The following is an 18,316-nucleotide window of genomic DNA, read 5'->3' on the forward strand; positions in this document are numbered from 1 at the left end:
ATTAAATTCAGTATACGGAATCAAAACTGCTCTGTCAATAAATCAGCGATGACAAACAGCTCCGTCTATTTGCATGTGCCTGTATTCCCGCGGCGTACAGTTATAAAAGCGTCTGAACATTTTCGTGAAATTGCTGGGGCTGTCAAACCCGCAGCGGACCGCAGCCTCTGAGATACTGGCCGCCGGATCCTCAAGCAGCATCTTGGCTCCCTGCATGACCCGGTACTTTAATAAATATTGGATCGGGGATATCTGAAGCATTTTCTGAAAGCATCGCAGGCATTCCCGTTCGCTGATATCCGCCGCGGCCGCGGCATAATGAAGAATATTAGAATTGATAACCGCGATTTGTCCTTTGCTTAACAAGAATGAAGATGAGGATGTTTTCAGCTTCAGCTGCCCTTCTGCGATCCATATAATTTCCATTTCTTCATGCCAATGCCAGGGAATGGTATCCTCTGTTTTTTCTGTATGATGAGAAGCATAACCCGCGCAGGGAAATTCAAAGCTTCCGTGGGGTTGAAGCTCTTTTGATACCCGGTTCAGATTTAATCCGCATTCCTGCAATGCCATGAAATTTAACTCCTTTTTCTGTTGTTTTGGCGGTTTTGTTATATTATATGACCAAATAGAACTTGTATCAACTCCTGTTTGACGGTATTCTTCTGATAGATAAAATTCAGGAGGAAAACATAATGTTTCAGTTATTATTGGCTGTTATTTATCTGGCTTTTATCAGCCTGGGACTTCCGGATTCCCTGCTGGGTTCCGCATGGCCCGCCATGTATCAGGAACTTTCTGTACCGGTTTCCTACGCGGGCGGAATCTCTATGATTATTGCGGTTGGCACTGTTATTTCCAGCCTGCAGAGCGACAGACTTACCGGAAGATACGGAACCGGAAAAGTCACGGCATTCAGTGTACTGATGACAGCGGCCGCTTTGTTCGGGTTTTCTGTCAGCCATTCTTACGCGGCGCTGTGTTTGTGGGCAGTTCCTTACGGACTGGGGGCCGGAAGCGTTGACGTGTCATTAAACAACTATGTGGCGCTTCACTACGAGAGCAGACATATGAGCTGGCTGCATTGTATGTGGGGAGTCGGCGCGTCATTGGGACCGTATGTGATGGGATACGCCCTGTCCGGCGGGCAGGGATGGAATATGGGATACCGTTCCATCGCGGCTCTTCAGATCGCCCTGACAGTAATCCTTTTTCTCAGCCTGCCTCTTTGGGACGGCAAACGGAAGTCAAAGGAAGACGTGTCTCAAAATGAGAAAAATGCAAAACCTCTTTCTCTGGGAGAGATCGTCCGTATTCCTGGGGCCAAAGAAGTGATGGCGGCATTTTTCTGTTATTGTGCTTTGGAGCAGACGGCCGGTCTATGGGCCAGCAGTTATCTGGTGCTGTACCATGGATTATCGGCCGATGCGGCGGCCGGTTTCGCCGGACTGTTTTTTGTCGGAATCACGGTTGGCAGGGCCTTCAGCGGATTTTTGACATTGCGGCTTCATGATATTCAGATGATCGGTCTGGGATGCGCCCCTGTTTATCCGTCTATCATACATTCCACTCCGGAACATTTTGGTGTCGGAAAATCACAGGCTATGATCGGTGTTCAGATGGCTTCCGCTTATGTGGGGACCTGCCTGATGCCGCCGGTATTCGGCCTGATCGCCAATCACATCAGCGCCGCGCTTTTGCCGCTGTATTTACTGTTGATCCTGGCCCTTATGATATTTATGCATGAAAAAATGCTGAGAAAGGTGTATGAAAGCTGAACGGAAACAGGACGGGTCATCTTGCCGACTGTTTAGTGAGACAGACCCATCCTGCTTTTAGATACTATTTAATTCTGATTTTTCTTGGCTTCCGCCAGCTTCATGGCGCGGACCTTCAGCGGAAGTCCGAACAGAGTGATGAAACCGCTGGCGTCGTGATGGTCGTACATATCTCCGGTGGTGAAGGAGGCCAGGGATTCGTTATACAGGCTGTACGGGGAAGTGGTGCCGGCTTTGATGATGTTGCCCTTGTAGAGCTTGAATTTTACTTCGCCGGTCACATACTCCTGGGTGCTGGTCACGAATGCCTGTACGGCTTCGCGGAGCGGAGTGAACCATTTTCCTTCGTATACGATCTGGGCCATCTTATTGCCCATGTCTTTTTTCGCTTCCATGGTAGCGCGGTCCAGGATCAGCTCTTCCAGCTGCTGATGCGCTTCCATCAGGATCGTTCCGCCCGGAGTCTCATATACGCCGCGGGATTTCATGCCTACCACGCGGTTTTCCACGATATCTACGATACCGATGCCGTGCTTGCCGCCCAGACGGTTCAGCTCGCGGATAATGTCGGCCACTTTCATCGATTTTCCGTTGATGGATGTGGGGACGCCTTTCTCAAAAGTCATGGTGACGTATTCCGCTTCATCCGGGGCTTTTTCCGGCGTTACGCCCAGCACCAGCATGTGGTCGTAGTTAGGCTCATTGGCCGGATCCTCCAGTTCCAGACCTTCATGACTGATGTGCCATAAGTTGCGGTCGCGGCTGTAGCTGTGGCTGTGGTCAAACGGAAGGTCGATTCCGTGCTTTTTGCAGTACTCGATCTCGTCTTCTCTGGACTGCATGGTCCAGACGTCGGTCATTCTCCAGGGAGCGATGATCTTCAGGTCCGGGGCCAGCGCTTTGATGCTCAGCTCGAAACGGATCTGGTCGTTCCCTTTTCCGGTAGCGCCGTGACAGATGGCGGAAGCGCCTTCCTTGCGGGCGATCTCCACCAGCTTTTTGGCGATTGCCGGACGTGCCATGGAAGTTCCCAGCAGGTATTTGTTTTCATATACTGCGTTTGCCTGTACGCAGGGCATGATATAATTCTCAGCAAAATCGTCGGTGATGTCTTCGATGTATAATTTAGCCGCGCCGGACAATTTTGCTCTCTCGTCCAGTCCGTCCAACTCATTGCCCTGTCCGCAGTCTACACAGCAGCAGATCACTTCATAACCGAAGTTCTCTTTCAGCCAGGGGATGATGGCGGTGGTATCCAGTCCGCCGGAATAAGCAAGAACTACTTTTTCTTTCATAAATCGATTCTCCTCTGTAATATTCTTTTATAATGGATTTGCTGCATACTACTATACATCATGTGCAGATGGAATGCAAGTGAAAAAATATGCATTAAATGACTTTTTTATAAAAATATATTGCATAAATTCAATAATAAATGTATAATTATGCGAGTGGAATGAGAAAACATGCAAAAAAACAGGGTGGAGGTATTTACTTCGGCTTCTGTTTGTTATATGATGGGAATTAGTTTTCAGTACAGATCAGAAAAGAGGAAGAGATTATGATAAAAGTTGGAATCATCGGAGCCACCGGCTATGCCGGAGGGGAGCTGGTCCGCCTTCTGCTGGGGCATAAGGAGGCCGAGATTAAATGGTACGGTTCCAGAAGCTATGTGGACCAGAAGTACGCTAAAGTATATCAGAATATGTTCCAGCTGGTGGACGACCGGTGTCTGGACGACAATATGGAAGAGATGGCGAAGCAGGTGGATGTGATTTTCACCGCCACGCCTCAGGGCCTGTGCGCGTCGCTGGTAAACGACGATATATTAAATAAGGTAAAGGTGATCGATCTGAGCGCGGATTTCCGCATCAAGGACGCGGCGGTTTACGAGGAGTGGTACGGGATCGAACACAAGGCAAAGCAGTATCTGGACGAAGCCGTATACGGGCTGTGCGAGATCAACCGGGAGGCGGTGAAAAAGGCGCGTCTGGTGGCGAATCCGGGATGTTATCCCACCTGCAGTATCCTGTCCATCTATCCGCTGCTGAAAGAAGGGCTGATCGATCCATCCACCGTGATCATTGACGCCAAGTCCGGGACATCCGGCGCGGGCAGAGGGGCGAAGGTGGACAATCTGTTTTGTGAGGTCAATGAGAACATCAAGGCATATGGAGTGGCGACCCACCGCCATACGCCGGAGATCGAGCAGGAGCTTTCCCTGGCAGCGGGCGAACCCATGACGATCAGCTTTACGCCGCATCTGGTGCCCATGCAGAGAGGAATTCTTGTGACCGCCTATGCTTCTTTGAAGAGAGAAGTGACCTGGGAAGAAGTGAAAGAGGTCTATGACCGATATTATGATAAGGAACGGTTTGTCCGCGTGCTGGAGCAGGATGTGTGCCCCCAGACCCGGTGGGTGGAAGGCAGCAATTATGTGGACGTGGGATTCAAGATCGATCCCAGGACAAAACGCATCATCATGATGGGCGCTATGGACAATCTGGTAAAAGGCGCGGCCGGACAGGCTGTGCAGAATATGAACCTGGTATTCGGACTGGACGAGGCGGAGGGACTCAGGATGGCTCCGCTGTTCCCGTAAACAGGCAGGGAAGGACAGAGAAACGATGGATATAGATATACGGGTCATGACGATCGAGGATTACGACAAGGTATACGCGCTGTGGAAGACGATCGGAGGATTTGGCCTGCGCAGCATGGACGATTCCAGAGAGGGTATCGCCCGGTTCCTGAAGAGAAATCCCACCACCAGCATGACCGCATGGGATGGGGATAAGCTGATCGGAGCGATTCTCTGCGGACACGACGGAAGAAGAGGATGTCTCTACCATGTATGCGTGCGGAAAGGATACCGCAGACATGGAGTGGGAAAGGCCATGGTGGTGGCCTGTATGAAAGCGCTGCAGGAGGAGCAGATCACCAATGTCAGCCTGATCGCGTTTACGAGGAACGATATTGGAAATGCGTTCTGGAACCGGATCGGATGGACGGAACGAAAAGATCTGAACTATTATGATTTTATATTAAATAAAGAAAATATCACGGCATTTATCGAGGAGGAATAGATATGGAGATCATCGCCGGAGGCGTGACGGCTGCCAGAGGATTTGAGGCGGCGGCTGCGGAAGCGCAGATCAAGTATAAGGACAGAAAGGATATGGCGCTGGTGTACAGCCAGGCTCCCTGCGTCACTGCGGGAACATTTACGACGAATGTGGTAAAAGCCGCGCCGGTAAAGTGGGACCAGGAGGTCGTTTACGGCGGAGAGGAAGCCAGAGCGGTGGTGATCAATTCCGGTATCGCCAACGCCTGTACGGGAGCGGAAGGATACGGTTACTGCAAAGAGACGGCTGCCGCCGCGGCGAAGGCCCTTCATATCCCGGAGGGTTCCGTGCTGGTGGCATCCACAGGGGTGATCGGCATGCAGCTTCCGATAGACCGCATCGCGAAGGGCGTCGGCCTTCTGGCAGAGAGCAAAGCCTCCACAGAGGAAGCGGGTCTGGAAGCGGCGAAAGCGATCATGACTACGGACACGAAGCCCAAGTATGCGGCGGTCCGGATCCGGATCGGAGATAAGGATGTGACGGTGGGAGGCATGTGCAAGGGCTCCGGCATGATTCACCCCAATATGTGCACGATGCTTTCTTTTGTGACGACAGACGCGGCGATCACGAAAGAACTGCTTCAGAAGGCGCTGAGCGAGGATGTGCAGGACACCTACAATATGATCTCGGTGGACGGAGATACTTCCACCAATGACACGGTGCTGCTGCTGGCCAACGGCATGGCGGAAAATCCGGTTATTGACCGGGAGGACGAGAATTATCAGGCGTTCAAAGAAGCGCTTCATTACGTGAATACAGAACTGGCGAAGAAGATCGCCGGGGACGGAGAGGGAGCGACCTGCCTGTTTGAGGTGAAGGTAATCGGAGCAGCCAGCAAGGCGGACGCCGTGACTCTGAGCAAGTCCGTGGTCACTTCCAGCCTGACGAAAGCGGCGATCTACGGACATGACGCCAACTGGGGCCGGATCCTGTGCGCGCTGGGATACGCGGGCGTGCAGTTCGATCCGGAGAAAGTGGATCTGTATTTTGAGAGCGCGGCAGGAAAGCTGAAGATCATCGAAAACGGCGTATCCACAGGATACAGTGAAGAAGAAGCGACAAAGATCCTCTCCGAGGACCATGTGACAGCCATCGCGGATATGAAAATGGGGATCTGCAGCGCTACGGCATGGGGCTGCGACCTGACCCATGAATACGTCAACATTAACGCAGATTACAGGAGCTGAAGGAGCATGACGAAATGAGAGAAGAGATGGAGACTTATCTGGAGAAGGCCGCCGTACTGGTGGAGGCCCTTCCTTATATACAGAGATTCAACCGCAAGATCATTGTGGTGAAATACGGCGGAAGCGCCATGGTGGACGAAGAACTGAAAAAGAGCGTGATCAGCGACGTGACCCTGCTGAAACTGGTAGGATTCAAGCCGATCATCGTACACGGCGGAGGAAAAGAGATCAGCAAGTGGGTGAGCAAGGTCGGAAAAGAAGCGGAATTCGTAAACGGGCTGAGAGTGACCGACGCAGAGACCATGGAGATCGCGGAGATGGTCCTGAACCGGGTGAATAAAAGCCTGGTGTCCATGGTACAGCAGCTGGGAGTAAAAGCCGTAGGCGTCAGCGGGAAGGACGGCGGTCTTCTGAAGGTGGAGAAGAAATACGCCGACGGGCATGATATCGGCTATGTGGGAGAGATCACGGAAGTGGATCCCAAGATTCTCTACGACCTGCTGGAAAAGGACTTTCTCCCGATCGTCTGCCCGGTGGGGATGGACGGCAATTTCGACACTTACAATATCAACGCGGACGACGCGGCATGCGCCATCGCCAAGGCCCTGAAAGCGGAGAAGCTGGCGTTCCTGACAGATATCGAAGGGGTTTACCGGGATTTCGACGACAAGGATTCTCTGATCTCGGAGATCCATGTGGGAGAGGCCAAAGAACTGATCCGGAGCGGTACCATCGGCGGCGGAATGCTGCCGAAACTTTCCAACTGCATCGACGCGATCGAGGCAGGCGTTTCAAGAGTGCATATTATGGACGGAAGGATCCGCCACAGTCTTCTGCTGGAGATCTTCTCCAACAAGGGCGTAGGCACGGCGATCCTTGGAGATTCGGAGGAAAAGTATTATCATGAGTAAGGAAAAGGAATATATCGAGAAAGCGGAAGAAAATATTCTGCACACCTACAACCGGTATCAGATTGTCCTGGATCATGGGAAAGGCGTGCGGCTTTATGATGTGGAAGGAAAAGAGTATCTGGATTTCGCCGCAGGCATTGGGGTACAGTCTCTGGGATACGGTAATCCGGAATATACGGAAGCGCTGAAGACCCAGGCGGATAAGCTGACCCATATTTCAAACCTGTATTATTCTGTTCCCATGATGGAAGCAGCGGAAAAGGCGCGCAGAGCCAGCGGTCTGGAAAAGGTGTTTTTTACCAACAGCGGTACGGAGGCCATCGAAGGGGCGCTGAAGGTGGCAAGAAAATATTCTTATACGAAGTACGGGCCGGAAAGGTATGAGATCATCGCCATGAACCATTCTTTCCACGGACGGAGTATGGGAGCGCTGTCCGTTACCGGGAAGGAAGCTTACCGGACGCCCTTTGAACCGCTGGTAGGCGGCGTGCGTTTCGCGGACTACAATGATCTGGAGAGCGTGAAAGCGCAGATCACCGATAAAACCTGCGCGATTATTCTGGAAACCATACAGGGCGAGGGCGGCATCTATGTGGCTTCGGAAGAATTCCTGCGCGGCGTCAGGGCGATCTGCGATGAACATGATCTTCTGCTGATCCTGGATGAGATCCAGTGCGGTATGGGCCGTACGGGCTACATGTTCGCATGGCAGGAATACGGTGTGGAACCGGATGTGATGACTGTGGCGAAGGCCCTTGGATGCGGCGTCCCGGTGGGAGCGTTCGCGGTTGGAAAGAAAGCCGCGGAAACGTCGCTGGTTCCGGGGGACCACGGCACCACCTACGGAGGGAATCCCCTGGTATGCGCGGCGGTGAGCAAGGTGCTGGACATCTATGAGAAAGAGCATATTACGGAACACGTACAGAAGGTGGGGGCATACCTTACCCGGAAACTGGATGATCTGGTGGATAAGTACGATTTTCTTGCGGAGCGTCGTGGAAAAGGCATGATCCAGGGACTGGAAGTAACCGGCAGACCTGTGGGCGAGATCGTAAACCGTGCTCTGGAGCAGGGGCTGATTATCATCACAGCAGGGACGAATGTGCTGCGTTTTCTGCCGCCGCTGGTGATCACGGAAGCGGACGTGGATGAAATGGCGGAAAAACTGGAACGGTCTTTCTGACCGTGTGTATAAGAATCCGATCGTGGGGAGAAAATGTTCGTAAAAAGGAGGTTCTCTCTATGATCGGATTTTTTATCGCTTTACTTTCGGGGGCGCTGATGAGCCTGCAGGGAGTATTCAATACGGAGGTGACGAAACAGAGCAGCGTATGGGTGTCCGCCACATGGGTGCAGTTCAGCGCGCTTCTGGCGTGTCTGGCGATCTGGGCAATGTTTGACCGGGAAAGTCTGATGGCCATCGCTAAAGTGACGCCGAAATATATGCTTCTGGGAGGTGTCTTCGGAGCTTTTATCACATATACGGTGATCCAGAGTATGTCTGCCCTGGGACCGGCCAGGGCGACCATGCTGATTGTGATCGCCCAGCTTACGGTTTCCTGGGCGGTAGAGCTTCTGGGTCTGTTCGGCCTGGATAAGGGAATGTTTTCCTGGCGGAAACTGATCGGGCTTCTGGTGGCAGTGGGCGGCGTTATATTATTTGAATGGGAAACCTAAGATAGCCCTTGTGTTTCCTGTCCAACTCCGTTACAATAAAAACTGGACACAGAAAGCTTTTCTTCGAAAGGAGAAAGGCATGAAAATAAAGTTTGGGAAAAATGTATTCTTTGGTATACTGACAGGCGCCGTGTGCGCGGCTCTTGCCGGATGCGGGATGTCTTTCTGCGGATTTTCTCTGCAGGATAAAGACGAGATGGTTTTTGCCTGTGAGGAATACGACAGTACACGGCCGGAGTTATCGGACGGTGATGCAGATGGAACCTTATCATCTCAGGAGCAGGATGAAGGGAATCTGTCTGGCGCAGGCACGGATACGCAGCCGGAAAAAGAAAGCCGGGCGGAGGAGCTGATAGATATTAATGCCGCCGGAGCGGAGGAGCTGATGACGCTGAACGGGATCGGAGAGACGCGGGCTGCTGCGATCATTGAATTCCGGGAACAGAACGGGCCTTTTGTCAGCATCGAGGAGATCATGTTGATCCCCGGTATCAAAGAAGGCATTTTTTCAAAGATACAGGATCAGATCGTAGTTCGTTGAGGTGAAAGATGGCACAGAAAGTATTGGTAGTGGATGATGAAAAATTAATTGTAAAAGGTATCCGGTTCAGCCTGGAGCAGGACGGGATGGAAGTAGACTGCGCATATGACGGGGAAGAGGCTCTGGAAATGGTGCGCGCAAAGGAGTATGACATTATTCTGCTGGATGTGATGCTTCCCAAGCTGACCGGTTTTGAGGTATGCCAGCAGATCAGGGAGTTCTCTAACGTTCCGGTGGTGATGCTGACGGCAAAAGGGGACGATATGGACAAGATATTAGGACTGGAGTACGGAGCGGATGATTATATTACAAAGCCGTTCAATATTCTGGAAGTGAAAGCCAGGATCAAGGCCATTATCCGCCGTACAAAGAAAAAAGCGCCGGAGAAGGAGGCAAACCGGGTGATAGAAAAAGGCGACCTGCATATGGACTGTGACAGCCGCCGTCTGACCATCGGAGGAAAGGAGATCAATCTGACTGCGAAGGAGTTTGATCTGCTGGAACTGATGGCTCTGAATCCGAACAAAGTCTACAGCCGGGATCATCTGCTCAACGCGGTATGGGGCTATGATTATCCGGGAGACGTGCGGACAGTGGACGTCCATATCCGGCGTCTGCGCGAGAAGATCGAGCAGAATCCCAGCGAACCCAAATATGTACATACGAAGTGGGGAGTAGGGTATTATTTCAATGCTTAAGATGAATGTGAGAAAATTTCTCCGGAGCCTGAACTTCAGGATCATGGTTTTTCTGATCCTGATCGGGATTATTCCGGCCCTGCTGGTGGCCGGCGGTTTTCTGGCCGCTTATGACCGGCTTTCTATAACCCAGCTGGGAAATGATGTGAGGAATCAGTGCCAGATTCTGGCAACTCAGCTCAGCAGCGCGAGTTATTTTGAAAATATGGACAATCAGACGCTGGAAGGTGAGATGACCCAGCTGGCGACGCTTTATGACGGCAGGATCATTATCATAGACCAGGATCTTAAGATTGTCGAAGATACTTATGATCTGGAGGACGGCAAGACTATCATAGCGGAAAGCGTGATCCGGTGTTTCCGCGGCGAGACAGTGGATTACAGACATGGGGGCCGGTTTATCGAACTGACAGTTCCGATTACCACCGGGGGAGAAGAAGACCAGACGATCATCGGAGTGATTCTGGTGACAGCGTCCACAGATACGCAGACCGCGAATCTGGAAACACTTCGTCAGTCTATGGAGACATGGCTGGCGGCTATTGGAATCTGTATACTGGCGCTGGCGATTCTTCTGTCCGGCTGGCTGGTTAAACCGCTCAGACATATGAATCAGTCCATCGGCGGGCTGGTGGAAGGCGCGCTGGCGGACGACCTGGATATCCATGACTGTACGGAGACAGAAAAGATTTCCGATACGTTCAACCTGATGCTGGCGAAACTGCGCCGCATCGAGGAATCCCGCCAGGAATTTGTCTCCAACGTGTCCCACGAGCTGAAGACGCCGCTGGCGTCTATGAAAGTGCTGGCGGATTCTCTGTTGGTGCAGGAGGGAGCCCCGGTGGAACTCTATCAGGAGTTTATGAAAGATATCGCGGAGGAGATTGACCGGGAGAATACGATCATCTCCGATCTGCTGACGCTTGTGAAAATGGACCGGAAAGCTGCTGAGGTGAATGTGGCGGTTACGGATATCAATGAGTTTCTGGAACAGATTCTGAAGAGACTTCGTCCTATTGCCGAGAAGGAAAAAGTAGAGGTGGTTTTTGAGAGCAATCGGAGCGTGAGCGCGGAGATAGACGCTACAAAACTGTCTCTTGCCTTTACGAATCTGGTGGAAAATGCCATCAAATACAATAAAGAAAACGGATGGGTGAGGGTGACTCTGGATGCGGACCATAAATATTTTTATGTGAAAGTCAGCGACTCCGGAATCGGTATCCCCCAGGAATCGCTTGATAATATTTTCGAGCGGTTTTATCGCTGTGATAAATCCCATTCCAGAGAGATCGGCGGCACAGGTCTGGGGCTGGCCATTACCAAGAACGCGGTGGTCGCTCATGGGGGCGCCATCAAAGTGCAGAGCGTAGTGGGAGAAGGGACCACGTTTACCGTCAGGATTCCGCTCCGGTATATTGTATAGACAGAGGTGAAATGAATACATGAAAAAATGGACGCTGCTTCTCTTTGTGCTGAGTCTGATCTGTATGCTGACGGGATGTGCCGGCCAGAACGAGGAGGAAGAGGGAAGCGGTTATCAGATCTGGTATGTGGAGCAGGATGAGACAGGTCTGGATTATGAGAGAATCGAAGTGGCAGAGACAGATGCGGAAGGCATGACGGGAGCGTTTCTGGAACTGCTTAAGACTCCTCCTTCGGATGAAAACTTAAAGGCATCTCTTCCGGAAAGCGTCAAAGTGGAAGGATGGGAACTGGATCAGAATCAGCTTTATCTGGATCTGTCCATGGAATATCTGGAACTTCCCAAGATCTATGAAGTTTTATGCAGGGCCGCGGTCGTGAAAACCCTGTGTCAGGTGCCGGAGGTGGAATATGTGGGATTCCGGGTGGCAGACCAGCCGCTGATGAACTCGGATGGGAGCGCAGTGGGACTGATGACGGCGGATCAGTTTATTGAGACCGCAGGAGAACAGCCTGCCGCGTACCAGACCGCGGATCTGACGCTGTATTATGCCAACGAGACCGGAGACAAACTGGTTCCTCTTTATGTTACGATGGAGTATGACAGCAATATTACGCTGGAGAAACTGATTGTGGAGCAGCTGATTGCCGGGCCTCCTTTTGAAGGCGCATATCCGACCATACCCGCAGAGACCAAGCTGGTCAGCATCGCGGTAAGAGACGGCATCTGCTATGTGAATCTGGATAACGGTTTCCTGGAGAGCGGATACAATGTGGCGGAGAGCATACCCGTATATTCGATTGTAAATTCGCTGATAGAAAATACGACCTGTCAGAAAGTGCAGTTCAGCATCAACGGAGAGACCAATATGGTTTATCGGGAAGGCATCAGCTTCAACACGCCTTTTGAAATGAATGAGGACTTGATCGAATGAAACAACGGCCGATAGCGTGTCTGGCCCTGTTCGTGTTTCTGATTCTCAATGTGATTCCTGCGGGGTTCTTTTATGAACCCCGGCAGGCGGCGGATAAGTGTGAGGCGCAGATTACCGGGCGGGTCGGACGCTATACAGAAAAAGAAGACGGTATGCAGCTGGAACTGCAGAACTGTGAAGTCCGGACCGGACAGACAGACTTCCGGGAGGACACATTATTGATATATCTGGATGGAACGGAGGTATATCCTCCGGGTACCAGTCTTTCCCTTTCAGGAACTCTTTATCCAACGGAAGAACCAACCAATCCGGGACAGTTTGACGCCAGGCTCTACTATCGGGGCCAGGGGATTTCCTATACAGTTTTTGCGGAGAAAGTATCTGTCATAGAGACGAAGGCGCTGCCGGTACAGACATGTTTGCTGTCAGTGAAAAGCCGCATCGGCAGTGTCTATCGGGCTGTGCTTTCGGAACGGGACAGCGGTCTGGTAAGCGCGATGGTATTGGGAGATAAGCAGGGGCTGGACACGGAAGTAAAAGAGTTTTATCAGAAAAACGGCATATCCCATCTGCTGGCTATTTCCGGACTTCATGTATCTCTGATCGGGATGGGAACCTATCGGATGCTGAAAAGACTGTGCGGCTCCTGCATCCTGGCCGGAATACCCACGTTTTTATTTCTCTGCGCGTATGGATGGATGACCGGAGGGTCCGTATCCGCTCTCAGGGCAGTGCTGATGTGCAGCCTGTCGGTCCTGGCGGACATGGCGGGCAGGACCTATGATATGCTGACGGCGATCGGTGCGGCCGCGTTGGTTCTGATGGTGACGGATCCGTTGAACGCCAGGCAGAGCGCCTTTCTGCTTTCCTTCGGAGCGGTGCTGGCGATCGCCTTGTTTCAGCCCCTCTGGAATCTGTACTGCCCCAAAATGACCGGTCCGGGGCAGTCGATGAGCGTCAGTCTGTCGGTGATGTTTCTGACGCTGCCGTTTCTGCTTCATTTTTTCTTTACTTATCCCCTTTATTCTACTTTTTTGAATCTGCTGGTGATCCCGCTTATGAGCGGATTGATGATCTGCGGTATTTTATGCGGCATTACGGGCCTTTTTTCGCTGAAGGCGGCAGGTATATTCGGGATTCCCTGTCATCTGATCCTGGAAATCTATGACCGCGCAGGCGGAGTCTGCCTGTCCCTGCCGGGATCGGTCCTGTCGGTGGGAGATCCGGGCAGTGGAAAGATACTGCTCTATTATACGGCGGCGGCCGCGGCAATCGGGCTGTTGTACAAAGAAAAAAGACGAAAGAAATACTGGATGAAAAAAGACCCGTTCCGGCCGAAGAAAACTCCTCTCGTTATCAGCCTGGCGGCTTTCGGGCTCTGCACGGCGCTGATGTGCGTGAGAATCAGAACCGGTCTGGAAATCACCATGCTGGATGTGGGGCAGGGAGATTCTTTCGTTATACAGAGCCCGGACGGGACTACGTTCCTGCTGGACGGAGGAAGCACCAGCGAGTCAGAAGTGGGAAATTACAGGATTCTACCGTTCCTGAAAGCGCGGGGAATCCGAAATGTGGACTATGTGATGATTTCCCACGCGGACCAGGATCATGTGAGCGGTCTGAAAGAGCTGGCGGAGGAAAGCGGGGTAGAAGGAGACGTTCGGATCGGCTGTGCCGTGCTGCCTGCGATCGCTGAGAAAGATGACAACTATCTGGAGCTGGAACAAGTTTTTCAGGAGGCCGGGATCCCGCTGCAGTATATGGGAGCAGGGGACCGTCTTTCGGGAGAAAAAGTTTCTCTGACCTGTCTCTGGCCGGAACGGACTCTGTCTTTGGGCGACCGCAATGAATTGTCCATGGTGCTGCTGCTGGAATATGGAGAATTTCAGATGCTTTTTACCGGAGATATCGGAGAATATGCGGAGCGGCGTATTATCCGTACTGAGGCGCTCCTGGATGTGGAGATCTTGAAAGTGGCGCACCATGGTTCCCGGTACTCGTCTTGCGATGAGTTTCTGCAGTATATCCGACCGGAGGCAGGGCTGATCTCCTGCAGTGCCTCGAATACATACGGGCATCCGGGAGAAGAGACGCTTCATAGGCTGGCAGACGCAGGATGCCGGGTATTTATCACAAAAGACAGCGGGGCGGTACGGATATGGACGGACGGGCGGACAGTAAGAATCCGGAATTATATAAACACCCGGAGAACAGACCCGTAAAAACTTTGATTGTTGGACGGCAAGGGACATGATATAATGTGATAATCAAAGATATTTGGCTGCGAGGTATGAGATCAGATTATGAAAATGCTGATGGAAGATATCAAAAACAGACAGTTTAAAAGAGTGTATCTCCTGACCGGAGAGGAAATATATTTGCGCAATCAGTACCGGAAACGTCTCCGGGAGGCTTTGATTGATCCGGAGGATACGATGAATGTGTCGGTCTATGAGGGGAAAGGGATAAACCCGAAAGAGATCATTGATCTGGCGGAAACGATGCCGTTTTTTGCGGAACGCAGGGTGATTCTGATAGAGGACAGCGGATTTGTCAAGAACGCGTGCCCGGAGATGGCGGAGTATATCCCGGATATTCCGGAGAGCGCCTGTATCATCTTTTCTGAAACAGAAGTGGACAAGAGAGGAAAAGTCTACAAAGCGATCAAAAATACCGGTCGGGTGGTGGAGTTCAAGAGGCAGGATGAGCGGACGCTTGCCAGATGGGTACTGGGAATCTTAAAAAAAGAAGGGAAAAATATTACGGAAGAGACCATGCATGCCTTCTTGGGGCGTACCGGTTCCGATATGGAAAATATTGAACGGGAACTGGAAAAACTTCTTTGTTATACGCTGGGACGGGAAGTGATCACCACAAAGGATGTGGAGGAGATCTGTACGGAGCAGACGGAAAATCGTATTTTTGAAATGATACAGGCGATCACGGAGAAAAACCAGAAAAAGGCGCTTAATCTGTATGCGGATCTTCTGGAGATGAAAGAACCTCCCATGCGGATCCTGTTTTTGATTGCCAGACAGTTTAACCAGCTTCTGCAGCTGAAAAGTCTGTCCGCGCAGGGGATGGAAAAGGGAGAAATGGCGAAAAAAGCAGGAGTGCCGCCTTTTGCGCTGGGAAAATACCTGGCTCAATGCAGGAAGTTTACATCTCCGATACTGAAAAAAGCAGTGGAAGACTGTATAGAGACGGAGGAACTGGTGAAAACAGGGAGACTGGGAGACCAGATCGGCGTGGAACTCCTGATTATGAAATACAGCGGATAAACCAGTCCAGCGTGCTGTCGGCAGAGATAAAAGAGGATAAAAAAACGGCTGGCATGACGGTACCAGCCGTTTTTGTTCTATAGTCAGGATTAAGCCATCTCGTTTACGGCTTTCTGTAAACGGGAAATCTTTCTGGAAGTGGTGTTTTTGTGGTAAACGCCTTTGGAAGTTGCTTTGTTCATGGTAGAAACAGCAGCTTTCAGAGCAGCTTTTGCAGCTTCCTGATCTTTGGAATCGATAGCGGCGTATACTTTCTTCACCATCGTCTTCACTTCGGATTTGATCGCCTTATTCCGGGCAGTTCTGGTCTCGGTAACTAAGATTCTTTTCTTTGCGGATTTAATGTTAGCCAATTTGTGCACCTCCAATTATATACTCTCTAATTTTTATATCAATCACGTGCGTCATGAAAGCGAGACACGGTAAAGCTTTGCATGGAAACACACGAGTATATTCTAGACGAAAGGATTCCGGGTGTCAATACATAAATTCCATTTTTTTAGGGAAAATGTTAATAGTACAGGACAAAAGGAGAATGGGCACATGGAACGTTTTCGGATAAGGACAGATCTGGCGCTGGAAGCACGGGAGAGCTTTGAAGGAAGTGATACCGAGGTTCATGGCGTAGAGGTGGAGGAGGAGTATGATGAAAAAAGAGATATTCGCCTGACCAGGGTCCGGATACTGACCGAGAGGGGCGCGAAGGAGATGGGGAAACCCATAGGGACTTATCTGACTCTGGAGGCGCCGGGTATGGCTACCCCGGATGAAGACTACCACCGGGAAATCTCGGAGGTGCTGGCGAAATGCCTGCGGGAACTGATGGGAGAGGAAAAAGAGCGCTCGATCCTGGTGGCCGGTCTGGGAAACCGGGATGTGACGCCGGATGCCCTGGGGCCGGAAGCAGTCTCGAATCTTCTGATCACCCGGCATCTGATCCGGGAATATGGAAAACAGGTTATGGGTACGGAAAGAGTCAATCAGATAAGCGGGATCGTGCCGGGAGTGATGGCGCAGACCGGTATGGAGACCTCGGAGATCATCCAAGGAATCGTGGCTCAGACAGAGCCGGATCTGCTGATCGTGGTGGATGCGCTGGCGGCAAGAAGTACCCGCAGGCTGAGCCGGACGATCCAACTGACGGATACCGGGATTCAGCCGGGATCCGGCGTGGGAAATCACCGCAGCAGCCTGACCAGAGAGAGTCTGGGGATTCCGGTGATTGCCATCGGGGTTCCTACGGTAGTGGAAGCGGCGGCGATCATATATGACGCGAGCGGAAATTGCGAACAGATGCCTCCGCATCTGAACGGGATGTTTGTAACACCGAAAAATATTGACGAGACGATTAAACAGTTAAGTTTTACGCTTTCGGAAGCCATGAATATGGCTTTTCAGACGGAAGTTCAGTCATAGAAAAAGGATCTCTTCCATATAATAAAATGGTGGGGATGCTTATATGAATGTTTGGGCGAAATTATTGAACCGGGCGCTCTGGTTTGTTTTTTTCTGTTTGGGATTTTATATTGTATTTGTGGGCGGACAAAGATTCTGGACAGCTGATATGGCCGTCATAATAAAAAACGGAGGGGATACAGTGAGGGATGCGTTTCTGGAGAACGTTGTCCGCTGCCTGTATCCCGGTATGTTTCTGGAGGAAGAACAGGAAGAAGCAGATACATGGTACGAATGGTACATAGAAAGAGTGCTGGCGATGCATCCTTTATACCGTTTGCAGAACGGCGCGGTACCAATGGACGCTCTGGAGAGTACGGCTACTTACGAGATGCTGGTAACCGGAGGCGTTCATGACGAAAATGAGACTGATGAGAACGGCCAGGCTTACGATGTGGAAGCGCTGGCCGAGGCGGAAAACGAGCAGGCAGTGGAAGAGGAAGCGGCAAGACAGCAGGAAGAGCTGCAGCAGCAGGCTGAACTGGCCGCCCAGGAGACGCAGGCGGCCGCGGCGGAGCCGGTGGCAGCCGGGACGATCTATAATCTGGAAGAACTGGCGGATTTTGACTTTTTGTTCAGCCATTTTTACACTATGGAAAGCAACACGACCGTGACGCCGGATCAGCTGAACGCGGAAAAACTGCTGGGGAAAGATATGAGCATCAATATGGATGCGGACGGCCCGCAGATCCTGATCTATCATACACATTCCCAGGAAGGATTTGTGGATTCTGTTCCGGGGGATAACAGTACCACGATCGTGGGGGTGGGCGAATATCTGGCGGAGCTTCTGCGGGAAAAGGGATATAATGTGATGCATGTGACCAGTGTTTATGATCTGGTGGATGGAAAGCTGGATCGAAATGAAGCGTACAGCAAAGCGGAAGACGAGATCAGTGCGATCCTGGCAGAGAATCCTTCTGTTCAGGCGGTGATTGATCTCCACCGGGACGGCGTGGCCGAGGGGACGCACCTGGTGACAGAGATCAACGGAAAGCCCACCGCCCGGCTGATGTTTTTCAACGGCCTGAGCATGAGCAAAAAGAATGGCCCGATTGATTATCTGTATAATCCTTATATAGAAGACAACCTGGCTCTGACTCTTCAGCTGAAACTGTTCTGCGAGCAGTATTATCCCGGCTTTACCAGGAACATATATCTGAAAAGTCTCCGCTACAATCTGCATCTGAGCGACAAGGCGCTGCTGATCGAGGCGGGCGCCCAGACCAATACGCTGCAGGAAATGCTGAATGCCATGGAACCGCTGGCAGATGTGCTTGATAAGGTTTTTAATCCGTGATATATT

Annotated in this window: 18 protein-coding genes; 15 read left to right on the plus strand and 3 right to left on the minus strand. The window is 51.5% G+C overall.

What is annotated here, in order from left to right; all coding sequences use genetic code 11:
* Nucleotides 1-42: 42 nt before the first annotated feature.
* The gene (locus B5F29_RS06145; RefSeq protein ID WP_087153779.1) at nucleotides 43-573 is read right to left on the minus strand and encodes an AraC family transcriptional regulator; all 531 of its coding nucleotides are present in this window, start codon (nucleotides 571-573) and stop codon (nucleotides 43-45) included.
* A gap of 122 nt (nucleotides 574-695) precedes the next feature.
* On the opposite strand from B5F29_RS06145, the gene B5F29_RS06150 reads away from it, so the two are divergent.
* Complete coding sequence (locus tag B5F29_RS06150) at nucleotides 696-1,778, plus strand: MFS transporter (protein ID WP_087153780.1); 1,083 nt, start codon at nucleotides 696-698, stop codon at nucleotides 1,776-1,778.
* 68 nt (nucleotides 1,779-1,846) lie between these two features.
* Here B5F29_RS06150 and B5F29_RS06155 read toward each other — a convergent pair whose 3' ends face one another.
* Nucleotides 1,847-3,073 carry an argininosuccinate synthase gene (locus tag B5F29_RS06155; RefSeq protein WP_087153781.1) on the minus strand — a complete coding sequence of 409 codons (1,227 nt, stop codon included), beginning with the start codon at nucleotides 3,071-3,073 and terminating at the stop codon, nucleotides 1,847-1,849.
* A 266-nt stretch (nucleotides 3,074-3,339) separates the two neighbouring features.
* Here B5F29_RS06155 and argC point away from each other — a divergent pair, with 266 nt between their 5' ends.
* From argC to holA, 12 genes are all read left to right on the plus strand, one after another.
* A complete protein-coding gene (gene argC, locus B5F29_RS06160) occupies nucleotides 3,340-4,380 on the plus strand; it encodes an N-acetyl-gamma-glutamyl-phosphate reductase (RefSeq protein WP_087153782.1) in 1,041 nt (346 codons plus the stop codon).
* A gap of 25 nt (nucleotides 4,381-4,405) precedes the next feature.
* Nucleotides 4,406-4,864: a GNAT family N-acetyltransferase gene (locus B5F29_RS06165; RefSeq protein ID WP_242955591.1), complete on the plus strand. Its 459-nt coding sequence runs from the start codon at nucleotides 4,406-4,408 to the stop codon at nucleotides 4,862-4,864.
* 2 nt (nucleotides 4,865-4,866) lie between these two features.
* Complete coding sequence (gene argJ, locus B5F29_RS06170) at nucleotides 4,867-6,090, plus strand: bifunctional glutamate N-acetyltransferase/amino-acid acetyltransferase ArgJ (protein WP_087153783.1); 1,224 nt, start codon at nucleotides 4,867-4,869, stop codon at nucleotides 6,088-6,090.
* 14 nt (nucleotides 6,091-6,104) lie between these two features.
* Entirely contained in the window at nucleotides 6,105-7,001 is an 897-nt protein-coding gene (argB, locus tag B5F29_RS06175; protein ID WP_087153784.1) for an acetylglutamate kinase, read from the plus strand.
* Nucleotides 6,994-8,184: an aspartate aminotransferase family protein gene (locus B5F29_RS06180; protein WP_087153785.1), complete on the plus strand. Its 1,191-nt coding sequence runs from the start codon at nucleotides 6,994-6,996 to the stop codon at nucleotides 8,182-8,184. Before argB ends, B5F29_RS06180 begins: the two co-directional genes overlap by 8 nt.
* Before the next feature lie 59 nt (nucleotides 8,185-8,243).
* Nucleotides 8,244-8,678, plus strand: a complete 435-nt coding sequence (locus B5F29_RS06185; protein WP_087153786.1) for a DMT family transporter — start codon at nucleotides 8,244-8,246, stop codon at nucleotides 8,676-8,678.
* 79 nt (nucleotides 8,679-8,757) lie between these two features.
* Nucleotides 8,758-9,219, plus strand: coding sequence for a ComEA family DNA-binding protein (locus B5F29_RS06190; protein WP_087153787.1), 462 nt, complete (start codon nucleotides 8,758-8,760; stop codon nucleotides 9,217-9,219).
* A gap of 8 nt (nucleotides 9,220-9,227) precedes the next feature.
* Nucleotides 9,228-9,917, plus strand: coding sequence for a response regulator transcription factor (locus B5F29_RS06195; RefSeq protein WP_087153788.1), 690 nt, complete (start codon nucleotides 9,228-9,230; stop codon nucleotides 9,915-9,917).
* On the plus strand, nucleotides 9,910-11,340 hold the full coding sequence (locus B5F29_RS06200; RefSeq protein WP_087153789.1) for a sensor histidine kinase: 1,431 nt from the start codon (nucleotides 9,910-9,912) through the stop codon (nucleotides 11,338-11,340). Before B5F29_RS06195 ends, B5F29_RS06200 begins: the two co-directional genes overlap by 8 nt.
* 19 nt (nucleotides 11,341-11,359) lie before the next feature.
* On the plus strand, nucleotides 11,360-12,274 hold the full coding sequence (locus tag B5F29_RS06205) for a GerMN domain-containing protein (RefSeq protein ID WP_087153790.1): 915 nt from the start codon (nucleotides 11,360-11,362) through the stop codon (nucleotides 12,272-12,274).
* Nucleotides 12,271-14,496: a ComEC/Rec2 family competence protein gene (locus B5F29_RS06210; protein ID WP_087153791.1), complete on the plus strand. Its 2,226-nt coding sequence runs from the start codon at nucleotides 12,271-12,273 to the stop codon at nucleotides 14,494-14,496. The genes B5F29_RS06205 and B5F29_RS06210 overlap by 4 nt, the downstream gene beginning before the upstream one ends.
* Nucleotides 14,497-14,577: 81 nt before the next feature.
* Nucleotides 14,578-15,555 carry a DNA polymerase III subunit delta gene (holA, locus tag B5F29_RS06215; protein ID WP_087153792.1) on the plus strand — a complete coding sequence of 326 codons (978 nt, stop codon included), beginning with the start codon at nucleotides 14,578-14,580 and terminating at the stop codon, nucleotides 15,553-15,555.
* Nucleotides 15,556-15,644: 89 nt separating this feature from the next.
* Here holA and rpsT read toward each other — a convergent pair whose 3' ends face one another.
* Nucleotides 15,645-15,908, minus strand: coding sequence for a 30S ribosomal protein S20 (gene rpsT / locus B5F29_RS06220; protein WP_087153793.1), 264 nt, complete (start codon nucleotides 15,906-15,908; stop codon nucleotides 15,645-15,647).
* Between the two features lie 190 nt (nucleotides 15,909-16,098).
* Between rpsT and gpr the strand changes: the two genes are divergently transcribed.
* Together gpr and spoIIP are read left to right on the plus strand one after the other, a co-directional pair.
* Complete coding sequence (gpr, locus tag B5F29_RS06225) at nucleotides 16,099-16,971, plus strand: GPR endopeptidase (protein ID WP_087153794.1); 873 nt, start codon at nucleotides 16,099-16,101, stop codon at nucleotides 16,969-16,971.
* 181 nt (nucleotides 16,972-17,152) lie between these two features.
* Nucleotides 17,153-18,310: a stage II sporulation protein P gene (gene spoIIP, locus B5F29_RS06230; RefSeq protein WP_242955592.1), complete on the plus strand. Its 1,158-nt coding sequence runs from the start codon at nucleotides 17,153-17,155 to the stop codon at nucleotides 18,308-18,310.
* Nucleotides 18,311-18,316 lie beyond the last annotated feature (6 nt).

It is taken from the genome of Lachnoclostridium sp. An196, assembly GCF_002160135.1.
GTDB lineage: Bacteria > Bacillota > Clostridia > Lachnospirales > Lachnospiraceae > Hominiventricola > Hominiventricola avistercoris.